Annotated in this window: 13 protein-coding genes; 2 read left to right on the forward strand and 11 right to left on the reverse strand. The window is 41.8% G+C overall.

The window, feature by feature from the left end; all coding sequences use genetic code 11:
• Window positions 1-6 precede the first annotated feature (6 nt).
• The 3 genes from H6G74_RS20825 to H6G74_RS20835 form a co-directional block, all read right to left on the reverse strand.
• Window positions 7-792 (reverse strand): DUF5331 domain-containing protein, encoded by a 786-nt coding sequence (locus tag H6G74_RS20825; protein ID WP_190969484.1) that lies wholly within the window; start codon window positions 790-792, stop codon window positions 7-9.
• 54 nt (window positions 793-846) lie between these two features.
• Window positions 847-1,182 carry a (2Fe-2S) ferredoxin domain-containing protein gene (locus H6G74_RS20830; protein ID WP_190969485.1) on the reverse strand — a complete coding sequence of 112 codons (336 nt, stop codon included), beginning with the start codon at window positions 1,180-1,182 and terminating at the stop codon, window positions 847-849.
• 287 nt (window positions 1,183-1,469) lie between these two features.
• A complete protein-coding gene (locus H6G74_RS20835; protein WP_190969486.1) occupies window positions 1,470-2,447 on the reverse strand; it encodes a cysteine synthase A in 978 nt (325 codons plus the stop codon).
• 104 nt (window positions 2,448-2,551) lie between these two features.
• Between H6G74_RS20835 and H6G74_RS20840 the strand changes: the two genes are divergently transcribed.
• Window positions 2,552-2,719: a hypothetical protein gene (locus H6G74_RS20840; protein ID WP_190969487.1), complete on the forward strand. Its 168-nt coding sequence runs from the start codon at window positions 2,552-2,554 to the stop codon at window positions 2,717-2,719.
• Window positions 2,720-2,722: 3 nt separating this feature from the next.
• Here the strand turns inward: H6G74_RS20840 and H6G74_RS20845 are convergent, their stop codons facing one another.
• The 5 genes from H6G74_RS20845 to H6G74_RS20865 all read right to left on the reverse strand — a co-directional run bounded on the left by H6G74_RS20845 (window position 2,723) and on the right by H6G74_RS20865 (window position 9,015).
• The gene (locus H6G74_RS20845; protein WP_190969488.1) at window positions 2,723-5,809 is read right to left on the reverse strand and encodes a pentapeptide repeat-containing protein; all 3,087 of its coding nucleotides are present in this window, start codon (window positions 5,807-5,809) and stop codon (window positions 2,723-2,725) included.
• Between the two features lie 578 nt (window positions 5,810-6,387).
• Window positions 6,388-6,768, reverse strand: a complete 381-nt coding sequence (locus H6G74_RS20850; RefSeq protein WP_190969489.1) for a DUF423 domain-containing protein — start codon at window positions 6,766-6,768, stop codon at window positions 6,388-6,390.
• A gap of 21 nt (window positions 6,769-6,789) precedes the next feature.
• A complete protein-coding gene (locus tag H6G74_RS20855; RefSeq protein ID WP_190969490.1) occupies window positions 6,790-7,278 on the reverse strand; it encodes a hypothetical protein in 489 nt (162 codons plus the stop codon).
• Between the two features lie 202 nt (window positions 7,279-7,480).
• Complete coding sequence (locus tag H6G74_RS20860) at window positions 7,481-7,912, reverse strand: EamA family transporter (RefSeq protein WP_190969491.1); 432 nt, start codon at window positions 7,910-7,912, stop codon at window positions 7,481-7,483.
• A 164-nt stretch (window positions 7,913-8,076) separates the two neighbouring features.
• Entirely contained in the window at window positions 8,077-9,015 is a 939-nt protein-coding gene (locus H6G74_RS20865) for an alpha/beta fold hydrolase (RefSeq protein WP_190969492.1), read from the reverse strand.
• Between the two features lie 145 nt (window positions 9,016-9,160).
• On the opposite strand from H6G74_RS20865, the gene H6G74_RS20870 reads away from it, so the two are divergent.
• The gene (locus H6G74_RS20870) at window positions 9,161-10,033 is read left to right on the forward strand and encodes a shikimate dehydrogenase (protein WP_190969493.1); all 873 of its coding nucleotides are present in this window, start codon (window positions 9,161-9,163) and stop codon (window positions 10,031-10,033) included.
• A 118-nt stretch (window positions 10,034-10,151) separates the two neighbouring features.
• Here H6G74_RS20870 and H6G74_RS20875 read toward each other — a convergent pair whose 3' ends face one another.
• The 3 genes from H6G74_RS20875 to thrC all read right to left on the reverse strand — a co-directional run bounded on the left by H6G74_RS20875 (window position 10,152) and on the right by thrC (window position 18,057).
• The gene (locus H6G74_RS20875) at window positions 10,152-11,825 is read right to left on the reverse strand and encodes a hybrid sensor histidine kinase/response regulator (RefSeq protein ID WP_190969494.1); all 1,674 of its coding nucleotides are present in this window, start codon (window positions 11,823-11,825) and stop codon (window positions 10,152-10,154) included.
• A gap of 2 nt (window positions 11,826-11,827) precedes the next feature.
• Complete coding sequence (locus tag H6G74_RS20880; protein WP_190969495.1) at window positions 11,828-16,759, reverse strand: PAS domain-containing protein; 4,932 nt, start codon at window positions 16,757-16,759, stop codon at window positions 11,828-11,830.
• A 206-nt stretch (window positions 16,760-16,965) separates the two neighbouring features.
• On the reverse strand, window positions 16,966-18,057 hold the full coding sequence (gene thrC / locus H6G74_RS20885) for a threonine synthase (protein ID WP_190969496.1): 1,092 nt from the start codon (window positions 18,055-18,057) through the stop codon (window positions 16,966-16,968).
• Window positions 18,058-18,094: the final 37 nt, after the last annotated feature.

Raw genomic sequence — 18,094 nt, forward strand, 5'->3', positions numbered from 1 at the left:
TGCTTTTCACCCTCTACCTTGACAAAATTCATCTACCCAAGAAGCTAGACTACGGGCATTAGTATGAGTCAAAGGCTGAGTTTTTAAATTTTGTGGTGATTTGCCATTAGTAGACACTTCAGTAGTCTCAGTCAAAGATGGTGCAGTTTTCGTCTGACTTTTTACTACTGTCTGGCGAGAAACTACAATGCTTTTGGGCATTAGTTTGCCATGATTGGGAAGCTCCACTGCTAAAGCGACAGTTTTACCATGATTGGGAACTGTTGTAGCTAGGGCTAAAGATGAGATGGGTTTATTTTGGCGTGAATTATTAGAAGATTTGATAGTCACTTTAGTAGCAACTGCAAAGGCTGGTAAAGGTTGGTGCGCCTGTGGTAAATCGGAAGTGATGTTTTCGGGATGTTGGAATGTAGCTGGAGATTGAGGAATGATATCGTTAGCTGTAGCGAGCGATCGCACCGGTTGTTCCTCAAGCGATTTATTTTCAGGAATCTCCCTTATCAGCGCCGCTTCATCTAAGTTTGTTAAACGCAACTCATCATCAGGATTAAAATTCAGCCCCAAAGCTGTCACTATGGCATCGGGATTATTATTCAGATCCATCATAAAACTCAACATCTGCTCAAACTCCGGTTCTAGAACAGATAAAGTCGCCAAAATAAAGCCAGATGATGGTCTTCGCAGGCCATTATAATTTCCCCAAACTCGCATTTTTACCAGCCAGGGACGATTTTGTTTATAGTAACCCAGCCACTTCATTTTTAATGATTGACGTAGCTGCTGAATATTCATCGGATGCCTCACTTGAGTCAACAATAGAGCAGACCTGGTTATTTGTAATTAGATTTATCCTTGAGGATGAAACCGATAATAAAGCATCTGCTTGACTCTTTCACCACAGCGTAGATGTTGTTCTACCAATAGAGGTACTTCATCGGCTTGCACACCGCTATACCAAACCATATCCGGTAGAACCAGCACCATCGGCCCGTTACCGCATTGTCCCAAACAACTACTAGCTGTTACAGTCACATCTGCGGGGACTGGTAAATTTGCCAAAGCCTGTAAAATCTTAGCCGCGCCTTGCTTTTTACAGGTGCGATTTTGGCACACCCGCACACACCTGTGAGTAGATGCTTGACTACTAGCCCCTGAATTTGATGGTTGAGTGATGTTTGTCATTTGTCAATAGTTATTTGTCAATAGTCAATAGTCATCAGTCAACTAGAAATGTCCATTGACTATTGACCAGTCCGCCTACGCGGACTTTGTTTTTATAGCCCCGATTTCCAGTCGCCGGAGCTAGGTACAAAATATAGAACCTGTTCCTGGATTTCTCACAAGAGAGAAATCCAGGGGTGTGGGAGGATGGTGAAGAAATCTTTCCTCCCACACTTCCCACACTCCCCACACTCCCCACGCCCCCTACCCATACATGAGAAATTCAGGTTCCCGTTACCTGTTCCCTATTAATAATTTACCGATAACCCTTTAGCAGCCAGCCAATCATGGTTAAATATGCGTGACTGATAGCGGGAACCACTATCACAAAGAATAGTGACAATGGTATGTCCAGGGCCTAATTGTTTTGCCAAAGCAACAGCCGCCGCCACATTAATACCTGTCGAGCCACCCATAAACAAGCCATCTTTCCGTAGTAATTGGTAAACGACGCGCAAAGCTTCTGTGTCATCGATTTGAATGGCATCATCAGCAGGTGCGCCTTCCATATTGGCTGTGATTCGACTGTTACCAATGCCTTCAGTAATAGAATTACCTTCTAAATGGATTTCGCCAGTTTTGATATAGCTATAAAGTCCACTACCTAGAGGATCGGCAACAACACATTTAATCGCCGGATTTTGTTCTTTCAGGTACAATGCCACACCAGCAAAGGTTCCACCTGTACCAGTTGCAGCCACCCATCCGTCTATTTTACCATCTGTCTGTGTCCAAATTTCTGGGCCTGTGGTTTCGTAGTGGGCGCGGCGATTAGCTAAATTATCAAACTGATTTGCCCAAATGGCGTTATCTAACTCTGCGGCAACTCTACCAGATAGCTTGACGTAGTTATTTGGGTCTTTATAGGGAACGGCGGGGACTGGTCGAACTTCCGCACCTAACGCTGTGAGTGCATCGATTTTTTCTTGGGACTGAGTATTAGGAATAATGATCAGGCATTTGTAGCCTTTAGCGTTGCAAATATGCGCCAGTCCAATACCAGTGTTACCTGCGGTTCCTTCCACCACAGTACCACCGGGTTTGAGTAAACCTTTTTCTTCTGCATCTTGAATAATATACAGTGCGGCTCGGTCTTTGACTGAACCACCAGGGTTGAGAAACTCCGCTTTAGCCAGAATTTCGCATCCTGTTTCTTCACTAAAACTGTTTAACCGAATTAAGGGTGTATTACCTACAGCGCCAATAAAGCCGTTTTTGATGTCCATGTTCAATCTTCTCGAATTCTCGCCTATAAGAATTTTGGCTTATTGCGGCTGTAGAATTTACGGCTGCTATATGGATTTTCTACTGCAACAATAGGAAACACAAAGTGTTTGAGATTCGTGAACGAGTGTTTGAGACTGGTGCGAGAGTGTTTGATACTCGTCCACGAGTGTTTGGGACTGGGGTGAGAGTTTTTGATACTCATTCACGAGTATTTAAGACAGTCGCTACGCCTTTTGTAATTGCGAATTGCGAACTGCGAATTGCAAATTGATTCTCAACTCATCCCCAACTGTTGCTTTAAGGCTTCTGGAACATTAACTGCTGTATCCAATCCTTGTACATTTTCCCAGTTTGTATAGTTGTCCCATGAGATGTTTTCAAAGTTAGCACCAACAGTTTCAGAGTAAAAGTCTACGCCTTTTAGTTTTGCTCCTTTGAGGTCGGCACTAGTTAAGTTTGCCGCATCTAAAAACGAGTCTCCAAAATCTGTAGAACCAAGGTATGCTCCAGTAAGACTGGCATTAGTTAGCTTGGCATCAGTCAGGTCTACGCCACTCAGTCTTGCATCGTCAAGCTTGGCATTAGTCAGGTCTACGCCACATAAGTTAGCTCCATCTAAATCTGTAGCTCTAAGGTCTGCAAGGCTGAGGTTTGCACCGCTCAGGTTTGCGCCACTCAGGTCGGCATTTTTGAGATTTGCACAGCTGAGGTCTGCACCCCTCAGATCAGCATTTTTGAGGTTGGTATAACAAAGATATGCACCGTCGAGAGATGCACCACTGAGGTCAGCAAAACTAAGGTTTGCCTCACTGAAGTTTACACCGCTAAGTTCTGCAAGGCTGAGGTTTGCATTACTAAGGAGAGTACCACTCATAACAGTACCGCTAAGATATGTGCTATTGAGGTTTGCATAGCAAAGGAATTGACCAACTATATTTATAAAGTTCCCAAACTTAACACAATCACAGTAGTTGATAATATGAAGTAGTTTTCCTGTCCAAAGATTGTTTGCTTCGGGTTGACCAGATGGATAAAAAACGATCTCCTCTTTCAACTCATCCCGCCCTTGAGCATAGCGGTGTAACTCCAAAAGCAAAATCATCACATTCAACCCAGCATAAATATCAACCTGACGCTGACCTTGCTTAATTCCTTGCTCTTGCAGTAACCGCATCTTTTTCTGGGGAAAGTTTTCTGGCGGTGCGTCAATCAATTCCCCTTTGCACCAACGCACATAAAAATTTTCCAACCGCTTAAATAACTCCACTGGGTGAAATTCATCACTAGTAATCAATAAACCCATGAGATATTCGACAATTTCTGGTGTGAGTCCGCCATAACCAAATAAATCATAAATTTCCCAGTCCATCGTCTGCTCATCAACATTAAAAGTTCTGCCGCGTCTACCGGGTTCTGTCCATTCTTCCAAACTTTGTTTGATGCGTTCCGCACAAAGAAATTCCCGAATACTTTTATGAAAAAACTCCACACCACCATGATCATTAGACTTGAGATAAAAAGCACCCAACGCAGTTTTTAAGGCTTCTTCTCCTAGTTCTTTCTCGGCTTTAGCAATGAGTTCTTTGGCTTCATCATCTTGCTGCAAACGCGCTTTTACCATCTGCATCGAAGCACTTTCTCCCCCTGACTGCACTACACACACTGCGGCTTCAGCTAAAATACGGCGTAATGCTTCTGGGTGTTGTCGAGTCAGTTCATAATTTAAATCAGGGTGACGAGTATCAGCACGCTGTTTAGTTAGTACCCAATTTAATGCTTGTTCGTAAACTAATATTTTTGCTTCTGTCTCTGTGGCTTGCTCAAATTTCTTAATATCTAAAATGTGATCTCGGTGCATTGCTGTCAGCATATACAGCAATAGTGGTTCTTTAGCTAACTCCTTAATTTGCTGAGGACAGGATTTTTTATTCTCTGGTTTCACCAGAAAATCCATAAATTCTAATGTTTTATTGATAGGAAATCTTCTGTACCATTTCTCAAACCATTGTTGTTGTAATTCCACATCCATTTCGGCAATTTCCACCCGTTCCAAGTTAGGTGGTAGGCGGTCAATACCATGTAAAGCCATCTGTCTACCTGTAATAATGACTCGATGACCTGATTTATTATCTTGATAGTCATTTTGAAATGTCCCGACTTGCCGCAGAAATCTTTCTACACTTTGGTTATTGCCGCGCTCAATTCGCAATTCATCAAAGCCATCTAAAATAAATAAAAATCTAGTGTTTCTATCTGTTAGCCATCCATCATCACTTTGCGCGAAATCTGCTTTAATTCTAGAGCGTAGAGTTTCTTCTAAACTTGGTTGAAAATCATCAATATCACGCAGCCGAATTAAAATTGGTGTCCATACAGGATGTAAATTCTGCCGCACCCAATCAGCAAACATCCGACAAAAAACACTTTTACCTCTCCCCGGCCCACCTTGAATAAACATCACTTGGCGTTGCGTATTCGAGCTGGTAGCAAAAAGAAGCGTTTTAGCCCAGTTTTCTAAATCAAAAGGTCTTGTATTAGTATCTAACTTGCCATTTTTATCTACATTTCTGGCTTTGAGCGATACATAAATATCTTTAAAAATAAAGTCTTCATTAAAAACTTGTTCTTCTGGTTTAGTGGCAATCTGACTCTTTAAATATTCATCAATACTTTGAAATTTCTGCTGTGTTTTTTGCCATTCACCCAAAGAAATTTGCATCACATTTTTGGTAACATCACCTGATTCTATCCAGGCTTTGACTAAATAGCGGTGAGTATTCCAAGCGACTCGTTCTGTTAAAAGTTTTATATTGGATATATTTGCAGATGCTAACCTTGCCAATAATACTTGATTAAATACTTGTGCTAACTGTGATTGATGAAAACAGTTGATTGTTTTACTGGCAGCATCATAATCTAATTCAATATCGTTGAGTTTTTCTAGTTGTTTGCGGACTGCTGCATCGCTCTGAAGATGAGCATCCCAATTTACATTGATATCGGAAGATAAAATTTCTTTAACGCTTTCTAAATAAGCAATTTGACTAACTATAAATACACAATCTTCTAGCGTTGGTTGTTCCTGGCTGTTTTGGCGACACAATTTCAGCAAAGCAATGCCCATCGGTACAAACGGTAAACCCGCGCCTATCACCTGCGCCAACGGTGAACACAACACATCTAATAAAGAAGATGAATTTTGCAGTAGAGGTTTTAAAACTTCTAAATTTGCACCATTTTCTTGAAGAGTTTTTGCCGCATCTAAAAATGTTTTGCTAGTGTCAATTGTGGTATTAAGACTTTCCTCAACAGAGAAAGATTGTCGTAACTGTTTCCAGATTTGTGACCAGCGTCTTGTCATTGGCAGAGACCCGCAAAATTACCGATATTTTAGAGGGTAGCTTAAAATTTCGGAGAAATATTAGACTAGGCGACTAGAAGTCGCGGCTACACAGACAAAACCCGCCTACGCGGGTTATCTTGATTTTCTATTAGTCCGCGTTCATCTGTGCTGTTCGCAGGCTAGGTGAACTTGGTTTGTATAGCCGCGATTTCTATAGCGGTTCTTACTTGCTTGTAATACAGTCGGAACCCCACCCCGCATTTGCTGACGCAAACGCTCCCCTCCCCGCAAGCGGGTTTGGGGGCTGACAGGTGTAGGTTTTTGATGTGGGTATGAGTGGACACTCTCAGACAGAGTTCTAAACGTGGTTCAGATAACGAAATTTCGTTCTTAGGTAAAAAATCAAAGACTAAAATTTGAGTTTTCAACTAACGGAAAAACCCCATTTCAGCCACGTTTGTAAAATACCTACACCTGTCAGGGGTTGGGGGTGGGGTTGAAATGTACCTCATCCAACCGAGAACCGCTATAATCGCTAGGGCTAGGTGTAAGATATGTGAATCACAAAACTCTGTGTCTCTTGGTGTTGAGAAACTTCAGAATTTCAAATTCCAAGCAGCAATAGCCAAAGTAGCCCAGCCAGCGATAAAGGCGACACCGCCAAATGGTGTCATTGCGCCTAAATATTTCACACCAGTTACGCTCAAAGCGTATAAACTGCCAGAGAAAATCGCAATGCCGATAATAAATAGCCATCCACTAGCAATTAAAGTAGTCGGAGGTGATTCGAGGCGACTAATGAGGAGAGCGACTACTAAAAGTGCTAGGGCATGGTACATTTGGTAGCGAGCGCCAGTTTCAAAAATAGACAGCGATCGCTCACTAATATGATCTCGCAAAGCATGGGAAGCAAAAGCCCCAGCCGCAACGGATAAACCACCTAAAACGGCAGCTATACTCAAAAAAATCTGCGTCATCAGACTTACTTGGCAACAGATTTAAACATCAAAATGATATGATACTCCGCCTTCTTCATTGACTTTAAAATTTGCATTGAATTCTTTAGCTTTTTCGTCTAAAAATTCCCGCGCTACAGATGCAGGTAACTGCGACTGCATTGCAAAACCCAAAACAGTAACTCTGCCATGATTTTGCTGTAACATTTGATAGAAAATTGATTGTAGGCGATCGCTCGCTTGTTGTTGAATTGCTTTTTGTTCTGTCTTACTCCGGCGGTATAAAGATAAACTTAACCAACCACCCAACACCATTGTCGGCACACCAAATATCAAACCTTGTCTTGCTGTTGTATCCAGCATAAAAAGAGCTTCTTTATTCACAAAATCCTGCCCTGAATCTGCATCATTCCCAGACGGCAAAGGTTTTAGCATCGTATTTTTCTCCATTACCGCAGAGACTGAGAGTGTCAAAAACATGAATCCGAGTGTCAGTAACCAACCCGCCGCCAATTTTTCAGCAGTTTTCATAACTCGATTTTAAATTTAGGCTTTGCTTGTGATTTTAACTTCACTTTCCTCAACGTTCCAGTCTATAAGTCTGATTTTGATGACGACTGTGTGTGGACTGCAAACTGACTCCACAGAATCAAATCAAACAAGACTTACTTACGCACCAAAATTGTTTGTGGAGATTGGGTGTGGGGGTGAAAGGGTACTTTAATAGCGTATTTTAACGAATCAAAACCAGTGTACCAGCTAAAATCAAGCCAGTTCCTAATATCACTGGCGGCGTTAATTGTTCTTTGAGAAAGAGTGCTGAAAAAACTAGTACCAAAAGTAAACTCGATTTATCTAAAGGCGCGACTAAAGAAGCTTTCCCGATTTGTAAAGCTCGAAAGTAAAATAACCAAGATAAACCCGTTGATACACCAGAAAAGACAAGAAATAACAGGGTTTTAGGTGTAATTGTCAGCAGTGTATCTAGTTGTCCTTTGGCAAAAACCCAACCCCAAACCATGACTAAAATGACTACGGTGCGGATTGCGGTTGCTAAATTGGGGTTAATCGTCTCGACTCCTATCTTGGCAAAGATAGTCGTTAAGGCTGCAAAAAACGCTGATAGTAGGGCAAACAATATTGCAGTCGTTTCATTACTGAGCATTCAATCTCTCGAATAATCTGAGCATTATTGAGAAATAATATCATTATTTTTTCAGGGAAAACGGTGCATATACTCTGAAGCAACACTTTTTATAAGCTGATATCCCTATTTTTTCTTGAAAGTATATGCCACTCGTTTTCACCTAGAATTATAACTTTACATTTCTACTCAGAAATAGATATCACCCAATCTCGTAAAAGTTGATTGACCTGATCGGGAATTTCATCATGGGGACAATGACCAGCCCTGAGAAAATATTCAGTCAGTTGGGGGTAATATTGGCGGAATTTTTGTGAACGTTCTCGCGCTTTCATCCAAGGATCAGCCTCGCCCCACAGTAATAATAAAGGACAAGTTAATCTTTGCAATAGCACATCAACTTTTTCCCCTTGAGGACTGCTAAACACAGAAACAAACACATCAAAAGCCCCAGTATCATAAGCAGGGCGAGAAATTTCTTCTACTAATTGGTCTGTAATTGCGGTTTTATCTAAATAAACTTTTTCTAAAGTGCGGCGAATTACCCAACGTTGTCGCACATATTGAAATATCAAAAATCGGGAAAAAGATTGTTGAAAAATCCACTTGACACTACTACCTAAGATTTTCTGTAGGGGTGATGGTTGTTTAGGTGGCTGGATTTGTGATTGTAAAGCTTCTGGTTCTTCTGTAGGTTTGGCTTCGCTAAAAGGGCCAGCACTATTGAGTAATACTACCCCAGCAACACTATCAGGATATTGGGCAGCAACAGACAAACTTGCATAGCCACCAAGAGAGTTACCTGCAACGATCGCTCGGCGACCAATTACTTCACTGATAAAATCATGAAGTTGGTCACGCCATAAGTCACCACTATACTGTAGTTTAGGTTTAGCCGATCGCCCGAATCCCAATAAGTCGATCGCAAACACTTCAAAATCTTGATACAATCCACTAATATTCTTTCGCCAGTGGTCTGTGGAAGCACCAAACCCATGCACCAACAGCAACGGCGGACGTTGCGATTGTGAACTCCCTGCATGTACATAGTAAATTTTCTGCCCTCGCCACTGCCAATATTGCCCAGGAACAGGATTTGTCAAAGGGGCTGTACTAACTTGCATAATTTTAAGTAATGTTAAGTAGTTGTTAATAATTGTAGAGCAGGAGAGGGAAATCCAGGGGGGTGGGAGGTGTGGGAAGGGTGGGAGGTGTGGGAAGGGTGGGAGGTGTGGGGGAGAAGAACAAATGACAAATGACAAATGACAAATGACTAAAATTACAGGCACTACCAAATTATTAGGGGTAATTGGACATCCGGTGGAACATTCGCTGTCGCCGTTGATGCACAATGCTGCGATATCAGAATTAGGGTTAGATTACGTTTATTTACCTTTGCCGATCGCACCTGATAACTTAGAAATAGCGATCGCAGGTTTTGCGGCAATTGGGGTAACAGGTTTTAGTGTGACAATTCCCCATAAACAGGCAATTATGCCGTTATTATCAGAAATTACACCCGTAGCCCAGGCGATAGGTGCAGTCAATACTGTGACTCGCCAAAATCAGCGATGGATCGGGACAAACACAGATATAGAAGGATTTATCGCCCCCTTACAAACAACATACCAACAAGATTGGAGTCAGAAAGTAGCCGTCATTTTAGGTAATGGTGGTGCAGCGAGGGCGGTGGTTGCAGGCTGTTATCAACTGGGTTTTGCGGAAATTTATGTTGTGGGACGCAATGAACAAAGATTAATCGAGTTTCGTGATAGTTGGGGAAGTTCACCCATAGCCGAAAAGTTGCAGGTTTATACCTGGGCTAGTCTTGCCAAACTAATTCCCCAAGCCCATTTATTAGTGAATACAACGCCCATTGGGATGTATCCGCAAGTAGAAAACTCGCCTTTAAGTGTCGCAGAAATGGCTGATTTACCCCAAGGTGCGATCGCTTATGATTTAATTTATATCCCCCAACCGACAAAATTTCTCCAACAAGCTCAAAATCAAGGGGCTATAGCCATTGATGGGTTAGAAATGCTAGTTCAACAAGGTGCAGCCGCTTTAAAAATTTGGTTACAAACAGAAACTGTCCCAGTTGAGATTATGCGCCAAGCACTGCGCCAACATTTAGGCTTATGAAAAAGTGCTGAGTGCTGAGTGGGATTAGGCAAGGGAGAGGGGGTAGACAAGGTAGAAAAATTGCTCCCTTGTCCCCCTGTCCCCCTTGTCCCCTGCGGCCTTCATGAGCAATTTCTCACTAAACACGCTCTGACAAGGTTAATGGTAGCTGAACTATGAACCTTGTCCAACCTTGGGAACTAGTAACTGTGATATTTCCTTGCAGATATTCCACAAGTTTTTTGACCAAAGTTAAACCTAAACCTGTACCACTGTTAAATGTAGATTCGTCTTGCAGAACTTGGTAAGTATAATCAAAAATTGATAATTTATCTTGGTTTTGATTTTGGGATATGCGATAAAAAGGTTCAAAGATTTGAGATTGTTCTGTAGACGGAATTTCTATACCAGAATTGCTCACAATAATTTCTACCGCAGAAATTGGAACATCAGGTAATTTCTCTGGAGAATTTGGCTGATTAGAGATTGTTGTTAGTTGAACGCCAACTGTGATACTTTCACCCAAAGGTGTATGTTTACAAGCATTTATGAATAACTCTGAGAAAATCCTGGTCAAAATAGCTAAATCAGTCGTAATATTGGGCAAATCTGGAGGAACTTCTACTTTTAAAATTTGCTGTTGAGTTTGAGCAAGATCCTGATAGCTTTCAGTAATATGGGGTAGCCAATCTTGTAGACGAATAGAAGTTAATTCTAGAGGATACATATCTGCGTCTACAAAACGCATATTTAATAAATCATCTACTAAATTTAGTTCGCGTTCGCATTCGTGACGTAAGATATTTATATAGTGAGCTACAGCATTTATTTCTGGAGGTTTACCAGACTGAATCATCCGTCGGCGATCGAGAATACTTTCCAGCATTGTAATTGCCATTTTAATGTTTGATAATGGCGTACGCATTTCATGAGAAGTAGCTGCGAGAAAATCTTCTTTTAACTGGTTTAGCCGTTGCAGTTCTGCCATTTGAATTTCTAACTGACGGGCGCGTTCATTGGCTAGGTTGCGTTCTTGGCTTAATCTGCGTTGGGTATCATCTCGAAATACTAAGACTGCGCCTGTAATTTTACCTTGATTGTCGCGTAGGGGAGCCGCACTATCAGCAATGGGAATAGTTTTTTTATCTTTGGTAATTAATAAAGTGCGATCGCCTAAATATACAGTAGTTTCTTGTTGTAAAGCTGCATGAATGGGGTTTAATACAGGTACTTTAGTTTGTTCGTCAATTAGGGAAAAAATTTTTTCTAATAATTGATTTTTCCCTTCTTGTAATTGCCAGCCTGTAAGTGTTTCTGCCACTTGATTCATGTACTTAATCTGTAACTGGGGATCAACTACAATCACCCCATCACCCATACCCCGCAACACAGTACTTAAAAACTGTTCTCGTTCATAGCGATTCAGTGCCGTTTGAATGGCTACATAGAGTTCTTGATCCCTAATGGGTTTAAGAATGTAACCAAAAGGAACAGTTAGTGTTGTTCTTTCTACAGTACTTTGGTCAGAGTGTCCTGTAACATAGATAATCGGGATTTGTAAATTATTCCAAATTGCTTCTGCGGCTTGGATACCATCACTTTCACCCCGTAATCTAATATCCATCAAAATCAAGTTTGGGCGCAGTGCAGTTGCTTTTTCTATAGCGTCTTCTGCGGTATCTGCAATATCAACAACGGTGTAACCCAAAGATTCTAAACTTTCTTGCAAATTAATGGCAAGAATATACTCATCTTCCACCACCAAGACTTTCACTGTCTTGGTTTTGTTTGTATCGGAGGAGATATCTATCATCTTCATGCCCTACTTTTTGTAAAAGTAATTTTAAATTCTGTACCTTGTTGAGAATTAAATTCCATCGTTCCTCTTAACTGTTTCACTAAACCTTGGACAAGAATAATACCCAATGTTTTTGTGTGTTGAGGATTAAAGTCTTGAGGCAGTCCAACGCCATTGTCTTGAATGATTAATATCAAGTTTGAATTATCTTGTTGCTCTAAGCTAACGATAATTTCTCCTGTGCTTTGATGAGGAAAAGCGTATTTTAAAGCATTAGAAACTAATTCATTGATAATCAAACCACAAGGTATGGCCGTTTCAATGTCTAAGCTGGCATTATTAACTTGGATTTTAAGTTTAATACAGTTAGGCGTGACATTGTAAGAATCAAATAAATGAGTGGTTAAATCGGGGATGTATTGAGCAAAATCTATATTTGCTAAATCGGCGGAACGATAGAGTTTTTCATGAACTAAGGCAATAGAAGCAATACGATTTTGACTATCGCGTAAAATAGCTGTGGCTTCGGTGTCTTGTGTCCGTCGGCATTGCATTTGTAACAAACTACTAACAATGCCTAAATTGTTTTTGACACGATGATGAATTTCTTTGAGTAAAACCTCTTTTTCTTTCAGTGACGCTTTGAGTTGCTCTTGGACTTGCTTTTGTTCGGTAATGTCTTGGTGAACTGCAACGAAAACTTGTCCATACTCAGGATGCTCAAACATAGAAGTTGTCGCACTACACCAGAAAGGTGTGCCATCTTTTTTCACATTGTGGACTTCATAGCTGGCTTCACCATGTTGTAAAACAGTTGTACTGATGGCTTGATTCACTGCTTCAGCTTCCGCTTGATCCTTGGCATAATTGATAATTGAGATATGTAGGCCAGTTAATTCATCAGTATCATAACCAAACATTTTCTCAAACTTAGGATTGGCATAAACGATAATTCCATCACTGGCGCGAACCAAGCAGATTCCTTCGGCCATGTTGCGTGTAATGACTGCTTGTAGTTCTAGCATTTGTTGGGCGCGTTTCTGCTCTGTGATATTAATGCAACTCCCGACAATGCGGTAAACACGGTGATTATTGTCTCTTAAGGGAGTCAGGCTGGTGAACCACCAAGTTTCTTGGCCTTTAAATGGTAAACATTCTTCATAAGTAATAGTTGTACCTGCATTGAGACAATTTTGATAATGTTGTCTTACCTTCATCGCCGCAGTGGGAGGAAGCAACTGTTCTGGGGTTTTGCCTTGCACATCATCGGAAATTAGGCCTGTGAGTTCTTCGTGAGCATTATTCAAACCGACATAACGAAAATCATTATCGACAACATCGACCACAAAAATTGCCTGTGCGACACCATCGTAAATACTGCGTAAAAAATTTTCTTTTTCTTGCAGTGCTTGTTCTGCTTGTTTGCGATCGCTAATATTAAATGCCACTCCCTGTAAAATTGGAGTTTTGCCATCGGGTGCTAACACTAAACGCGCCTGATCCTGTACCCAAATGACTTTGTTATCTTGAGTCATCATCCGATATTCAATGTTGAGAGGCTCTCCTGTAGCCAGCGTAGTTTGGACTGCTTGTAAGACAAATGGGTGATCTTGGGGATTGACAAAGTTTACCCAACTGTTGCAGAGGCCTGCTTCCCATTCTTGTGCTGGGACATTGAGTAATGTTTGAATTTGGGGGCTGATGTAGGCAAATTCCGAACTACCTGCGATTGGTGATGTGTAAACTACGCCGGGAATTTGCTCAACTAAAGTGCGATATTGCAATTCGGCTTGCTTGAGTTTTTCTTCTGCTAGTTTGCGATCGCTAATATCAATAATTACACCCAACATCCGAATTGGCTGACCCTCTGTGTTGTAAATTCCGTGTCCTTTTCCTGTTAGCCAACGAATTTCGCCATTAGGAAAAATTACCCGATATTCTGCCTCAAAATTAGTATGATCTGCCAAAGCCTGGGAGATACTCAATTCAACTTTCTCTATATCCTCTGGATGAACAGCATCACGCCATAATTGATATTGGGCTGTTGATGTTTCTGGATCTAAGCCTAGCAAGCGACAGTGGTTGTCGTTCCAGATCACTTCATTTGTTTGCAGATTCCAATCCCAGGTACCAATTCGGGTATATTCTAATGTGAGTCGCTGTTGTTCTTCACTTATAGTTAATGCTGCTTCTGCTAATTTGCGATCGCTAATATCAGTCACTCGTACCAAATTCATCACCTGCTCGGCAACTCGAATTTGTTTAACTGCAATATTTCCCCAAAAACAATTGCCCTGCTTTGTAACGTACTCAATTTCCTGGCTCCAACATCCTTGCTGATTTATTTTTACCAGAATCTCAGCTACCTCCTGAGAACTCAACGGTCGTTTGTGCAGGGTTTGTCCTTTGATTCCAATCAGGTCAGCTTTACATCGCGCCGCAAATAATTCTACGGCTCGATGGTTGCAGTCAATAGTTAATAGTGTTTCAGGATCAACCAAAAACAGAGCATCAGCCGATTCGTTATAAATGGCTTCGAGCAAATCACGGCTCTTGATAATTTCTAACTCAGCTTGTTTCCGCTCCGTAATATCGAGAATGGCTCCAAATAACTTCACTTGTTGATGTTTTGTATCATAAGCTACCTCTGCTTTTGATTCTAAGTAGCGCATTGAGCCATCAGGTCGAATAATGCGGTATTCCACGTTAATTGGGGCTGAATCAACAATTGCCGCTAAAAAATGGGCTTGTAAAACTGGCCGATCATCTGGGTGAACCATTTGCAGAAATTCTGCTTGAGTTGGTGCTGGTTGAATTGGGTAAAGACCAAAAATCAGAAAGGTTTCCGTTGACCAAATTTGCTGTTCATCACCCAAGTTCCATTCCCAACTGCCAACATGGGCGATATGCTGGGCAGCATTTAGCTGTAATTCACTGCGACGTAATTTTTCCTCTGCTTGAATGCGATCGCGTAATGCCGCTTGTCGTTCAGTAATATCTCGGCCTTCAGGAATTAACAAAATAACTTCGCCAGTTTCATCCTGGAGTGGACGCAAGGAGAAATCAATTGTTGCTACTTGGTTATTTGCTCCCAAAACATCCACTTCATAGCGGACAAAGTTTCCTTGAGCTGCTGAAGCAATTGCCTGTTTAAGTTGCTCTTGAGTTTCTGGTGAAATTGTCCACCAGTGTGTGTCCCAAAATGGTCGATTAATTACATCTTCCGGCTTGATTCCTGCAAAATCAAGCGCAGTTTGATTTGCCTCTAGCAAAGTTCCATCAACACTCAGCAGCCCAATAAACTGAAATGAATTGTTGAAAATGCCACGAAATCTACGTTCGCTGGCTTGTAAAGCGGCTTCTGCTTGCTTGCGTTCTGTAATATCTTGAGCAGTACCGTAAAGGCGGACTACTTCTCCATAATTATTAAACTCGGCATAGCCAATCCCCTCCACATAAATTTCAACATTGTCAGTTCTAGTAGCACGCATCACTAGTTTGTAAGATTCACCAGTGGAGATAGCACGCACTACCGCTTGGTCTAATTTTTCTCGATCTTCGGGGTGATATAGTTGTAAATTTTCTTCATAGCTGGGGGGTGAGAGTTTACTGTCTCGTCGAAAAAGTTCAAACAGTCCTTTTGACCAGCTAATTTTACCTGTGGCAAGGTCATAATCCCAGTTACCCAAACGAGCAACGCGCTGCGCTTCTTCTAACAAAGCTTCATTTTTGCGGAGTATTTCTTCAGTGCGTTTAAATTCTGTAATATCAACTACCATGCCATCCCAAGCTATGCGACCATCTTCCAATCGACGTGGCGAGGAACGAAAATGACACCACTTCAATTTGCCACTGGGTGTGCAGATTCGCAGTTGAATATCAAAAATACTGAGATGCTGTTTTGACTCATTCTCAGCGTTATAAAGTCGGGGGATGTCTTCTGGGATAAATTGACGATAGAGTAGGCTGGCATCTTTCAGTGCATCTGCGGCGCTCACTTCCATGATGTTTTCAATTCCCGCACTTAAATAATAAAAGCGATCGCTACCATCTAATTCTCGAATGACTTTGTAAATTGCCCCATTCGGTAAGTTATCTCCAATTCGCCGCAACATCGCTTCCCGTTCTTGCAAAACCAATTCTACTTGTTTGCGGTCTGTAATCTCTCCCAATGAACCAACCAACCGCACAGGATTTCCTTGCTCATCCCAAACGGCTTTGGCGCGTGATCTAAACCATCCGTAACTACCATCTTTACGACGTAACCGATATTCAACGTTATACTCTGGGGCTTGTTGTAATAAATAAGCTGTTTGAGCGGCTATGACTTGTTCATAATCATTAGGATGTATGCGTTTACTCCATTCATCATCTTCATTGCTCAGTTCATGATGCTGATATCCCAACATCTCATACCAACGTTCTGAGCGATAAGTTTGATTAGTTGGTATGTCCCAATCCCAAATCGCCTCACTCGTACCAGCCACAGCCAAGTGCCAACGTTCTTCACTGCACCGTAATGCTGCTTCTATTTTTTGGCGTTCGCTAATTTCTCGCGCTAGTTCTTTGTTTGTGGCTTCTAGTTGTGCAGGACTGGGAAAGGTTAGGGCTTGTGGCATTAAACGTATCAGTTCTAATGCGGTGTATAGTGAGACTAAAGCTGCGATCGCTTTCATCCCGCCACTCAGCCAATATATAGGATGCCAAAGCGTCCAAATTTCTATCCAGTGACTTGTGCCACAACTCAGCATTAATAAAGCAAACAGCAAAAAAATCCAGTTAAATGGTAAATCTGGGCGTTTGCGAACAAAATATAGTAGGGTGCAGGGAATAGAATAGTAAGCGATCGCAATCAAACTATCAGATACAATATGCAGCCATAACAACATTGATTGCCCAGCATCGCTATGATTACAAGGAATCAACGGTATTTGTATAAAAATATTCATAAAGTTTTCTAAAACACAATTTGCCGCAAGAGTATATCTATCCTAAAGAATAGGTTTGATTTTTCACCTACATAATTTTGAATCGATCACCATTGTGGAAAGTGTCATGCTGCGATACCTCAACAAATAACTAGAACCCCAGCTTTGTAAAAAAGTTGGGGTTCTAGTTGATTAGAAAGCGATCGCATATCGCAGAAAACAAACTTTTAAAATCCCATTGCGGTAGCTACATCTTTGAGTTCTGCGGGAATACCTTGCTTAAATTGGCTATTACTGTGCTTAATTGCTGTATCAGGGTCTTTCAAACCATTACCAGTCAGCACACAAACCACTGTTGCACCTGTGGGTACTTGGTCTTTAACTTTTAATAATCCCGCCACAGAAGCGGCGCTGGCTGGTTCGCAGAAAATACCTTCGGATGCAGCTAACAATCGATAAGCATCGAGAATTTCTGCATCGGTGACAGCCGCAAAACTTCCTTGACTCGCAGTTTGCGCGGCGATCGCTTTATCCCAACTGGCTGGATTCCCAATCCGAATGGCTGTGGCGATGGTGTCGGGATGGGCGACTGGTTGACCGTTGACTAAGGGTGCTGCACCTGCGGCTTGGAATCCCATCATTTTGGGCAGGCGATCGCATTTCCCTGCTTGGTGGTATTGACAAAAACCCATCCAGTATGCTGATATATTTCCCGCATTGCCCACGGGGATACATAGCCAATCGGGAGCGTTACCCAAAGCATCAACTACTTCAAAGGCTCCAGTTTTTTGTCCTTCTAAACGGTAAGGGTTAACGGAATTTACCAAGGTTATTGGGTAACTCTCAGCCATATCCCGGACAATTTCTAAGGCGCGGTCAAAGTTACCTTTAATTGCTAAAACTTCTGCGCCATACAATAAAGCTTGTGCTAGTTTGCCCAAAGCAACGTAACCATCAGGAATCAAGACAAAGGCTTTCATCCCGCCACGTTTAGCATAAGCGGCGGCGGCGGCGGAAGTGTTACCAGTACTGGCACAAATTACGGCTTCTGCACCTGCTTCCTTGGCTTTGGAAATGGCCATTGTCATTCCCCGGTCTTTGAAACTGCCGGTGGGGTTGAGGCCATCGTACTTGACAAATACACTCACTTGTCTGCCAATGCGTTCTGCGATCGCCGGCACCGGAATTAAGGGAGTATTACCCTCTAACAAGGTAACAACAGGCGTTTTGTCACTGACAGGTAAGTACTCACGATAGGCTTCTATCAGTCCGGGCCAAGGTTGGCGATGAGATTTAGCAACAGACAAGCTCACAGTCACAGGTTTTAACAGTTTTTCGCTAAAGATTGATCAATTT

This window comes from Nostoc spongiaeforme FACHB-130 (assembly GCF_014698475.1).
Taxonomy (GTDB): Bacteria; Cyanobacteriota; Cyanobacteriia; order Cyanobacteriales; family Nostocaceae; genus Nostoc_B; species Nostoc_B spongiaeforme.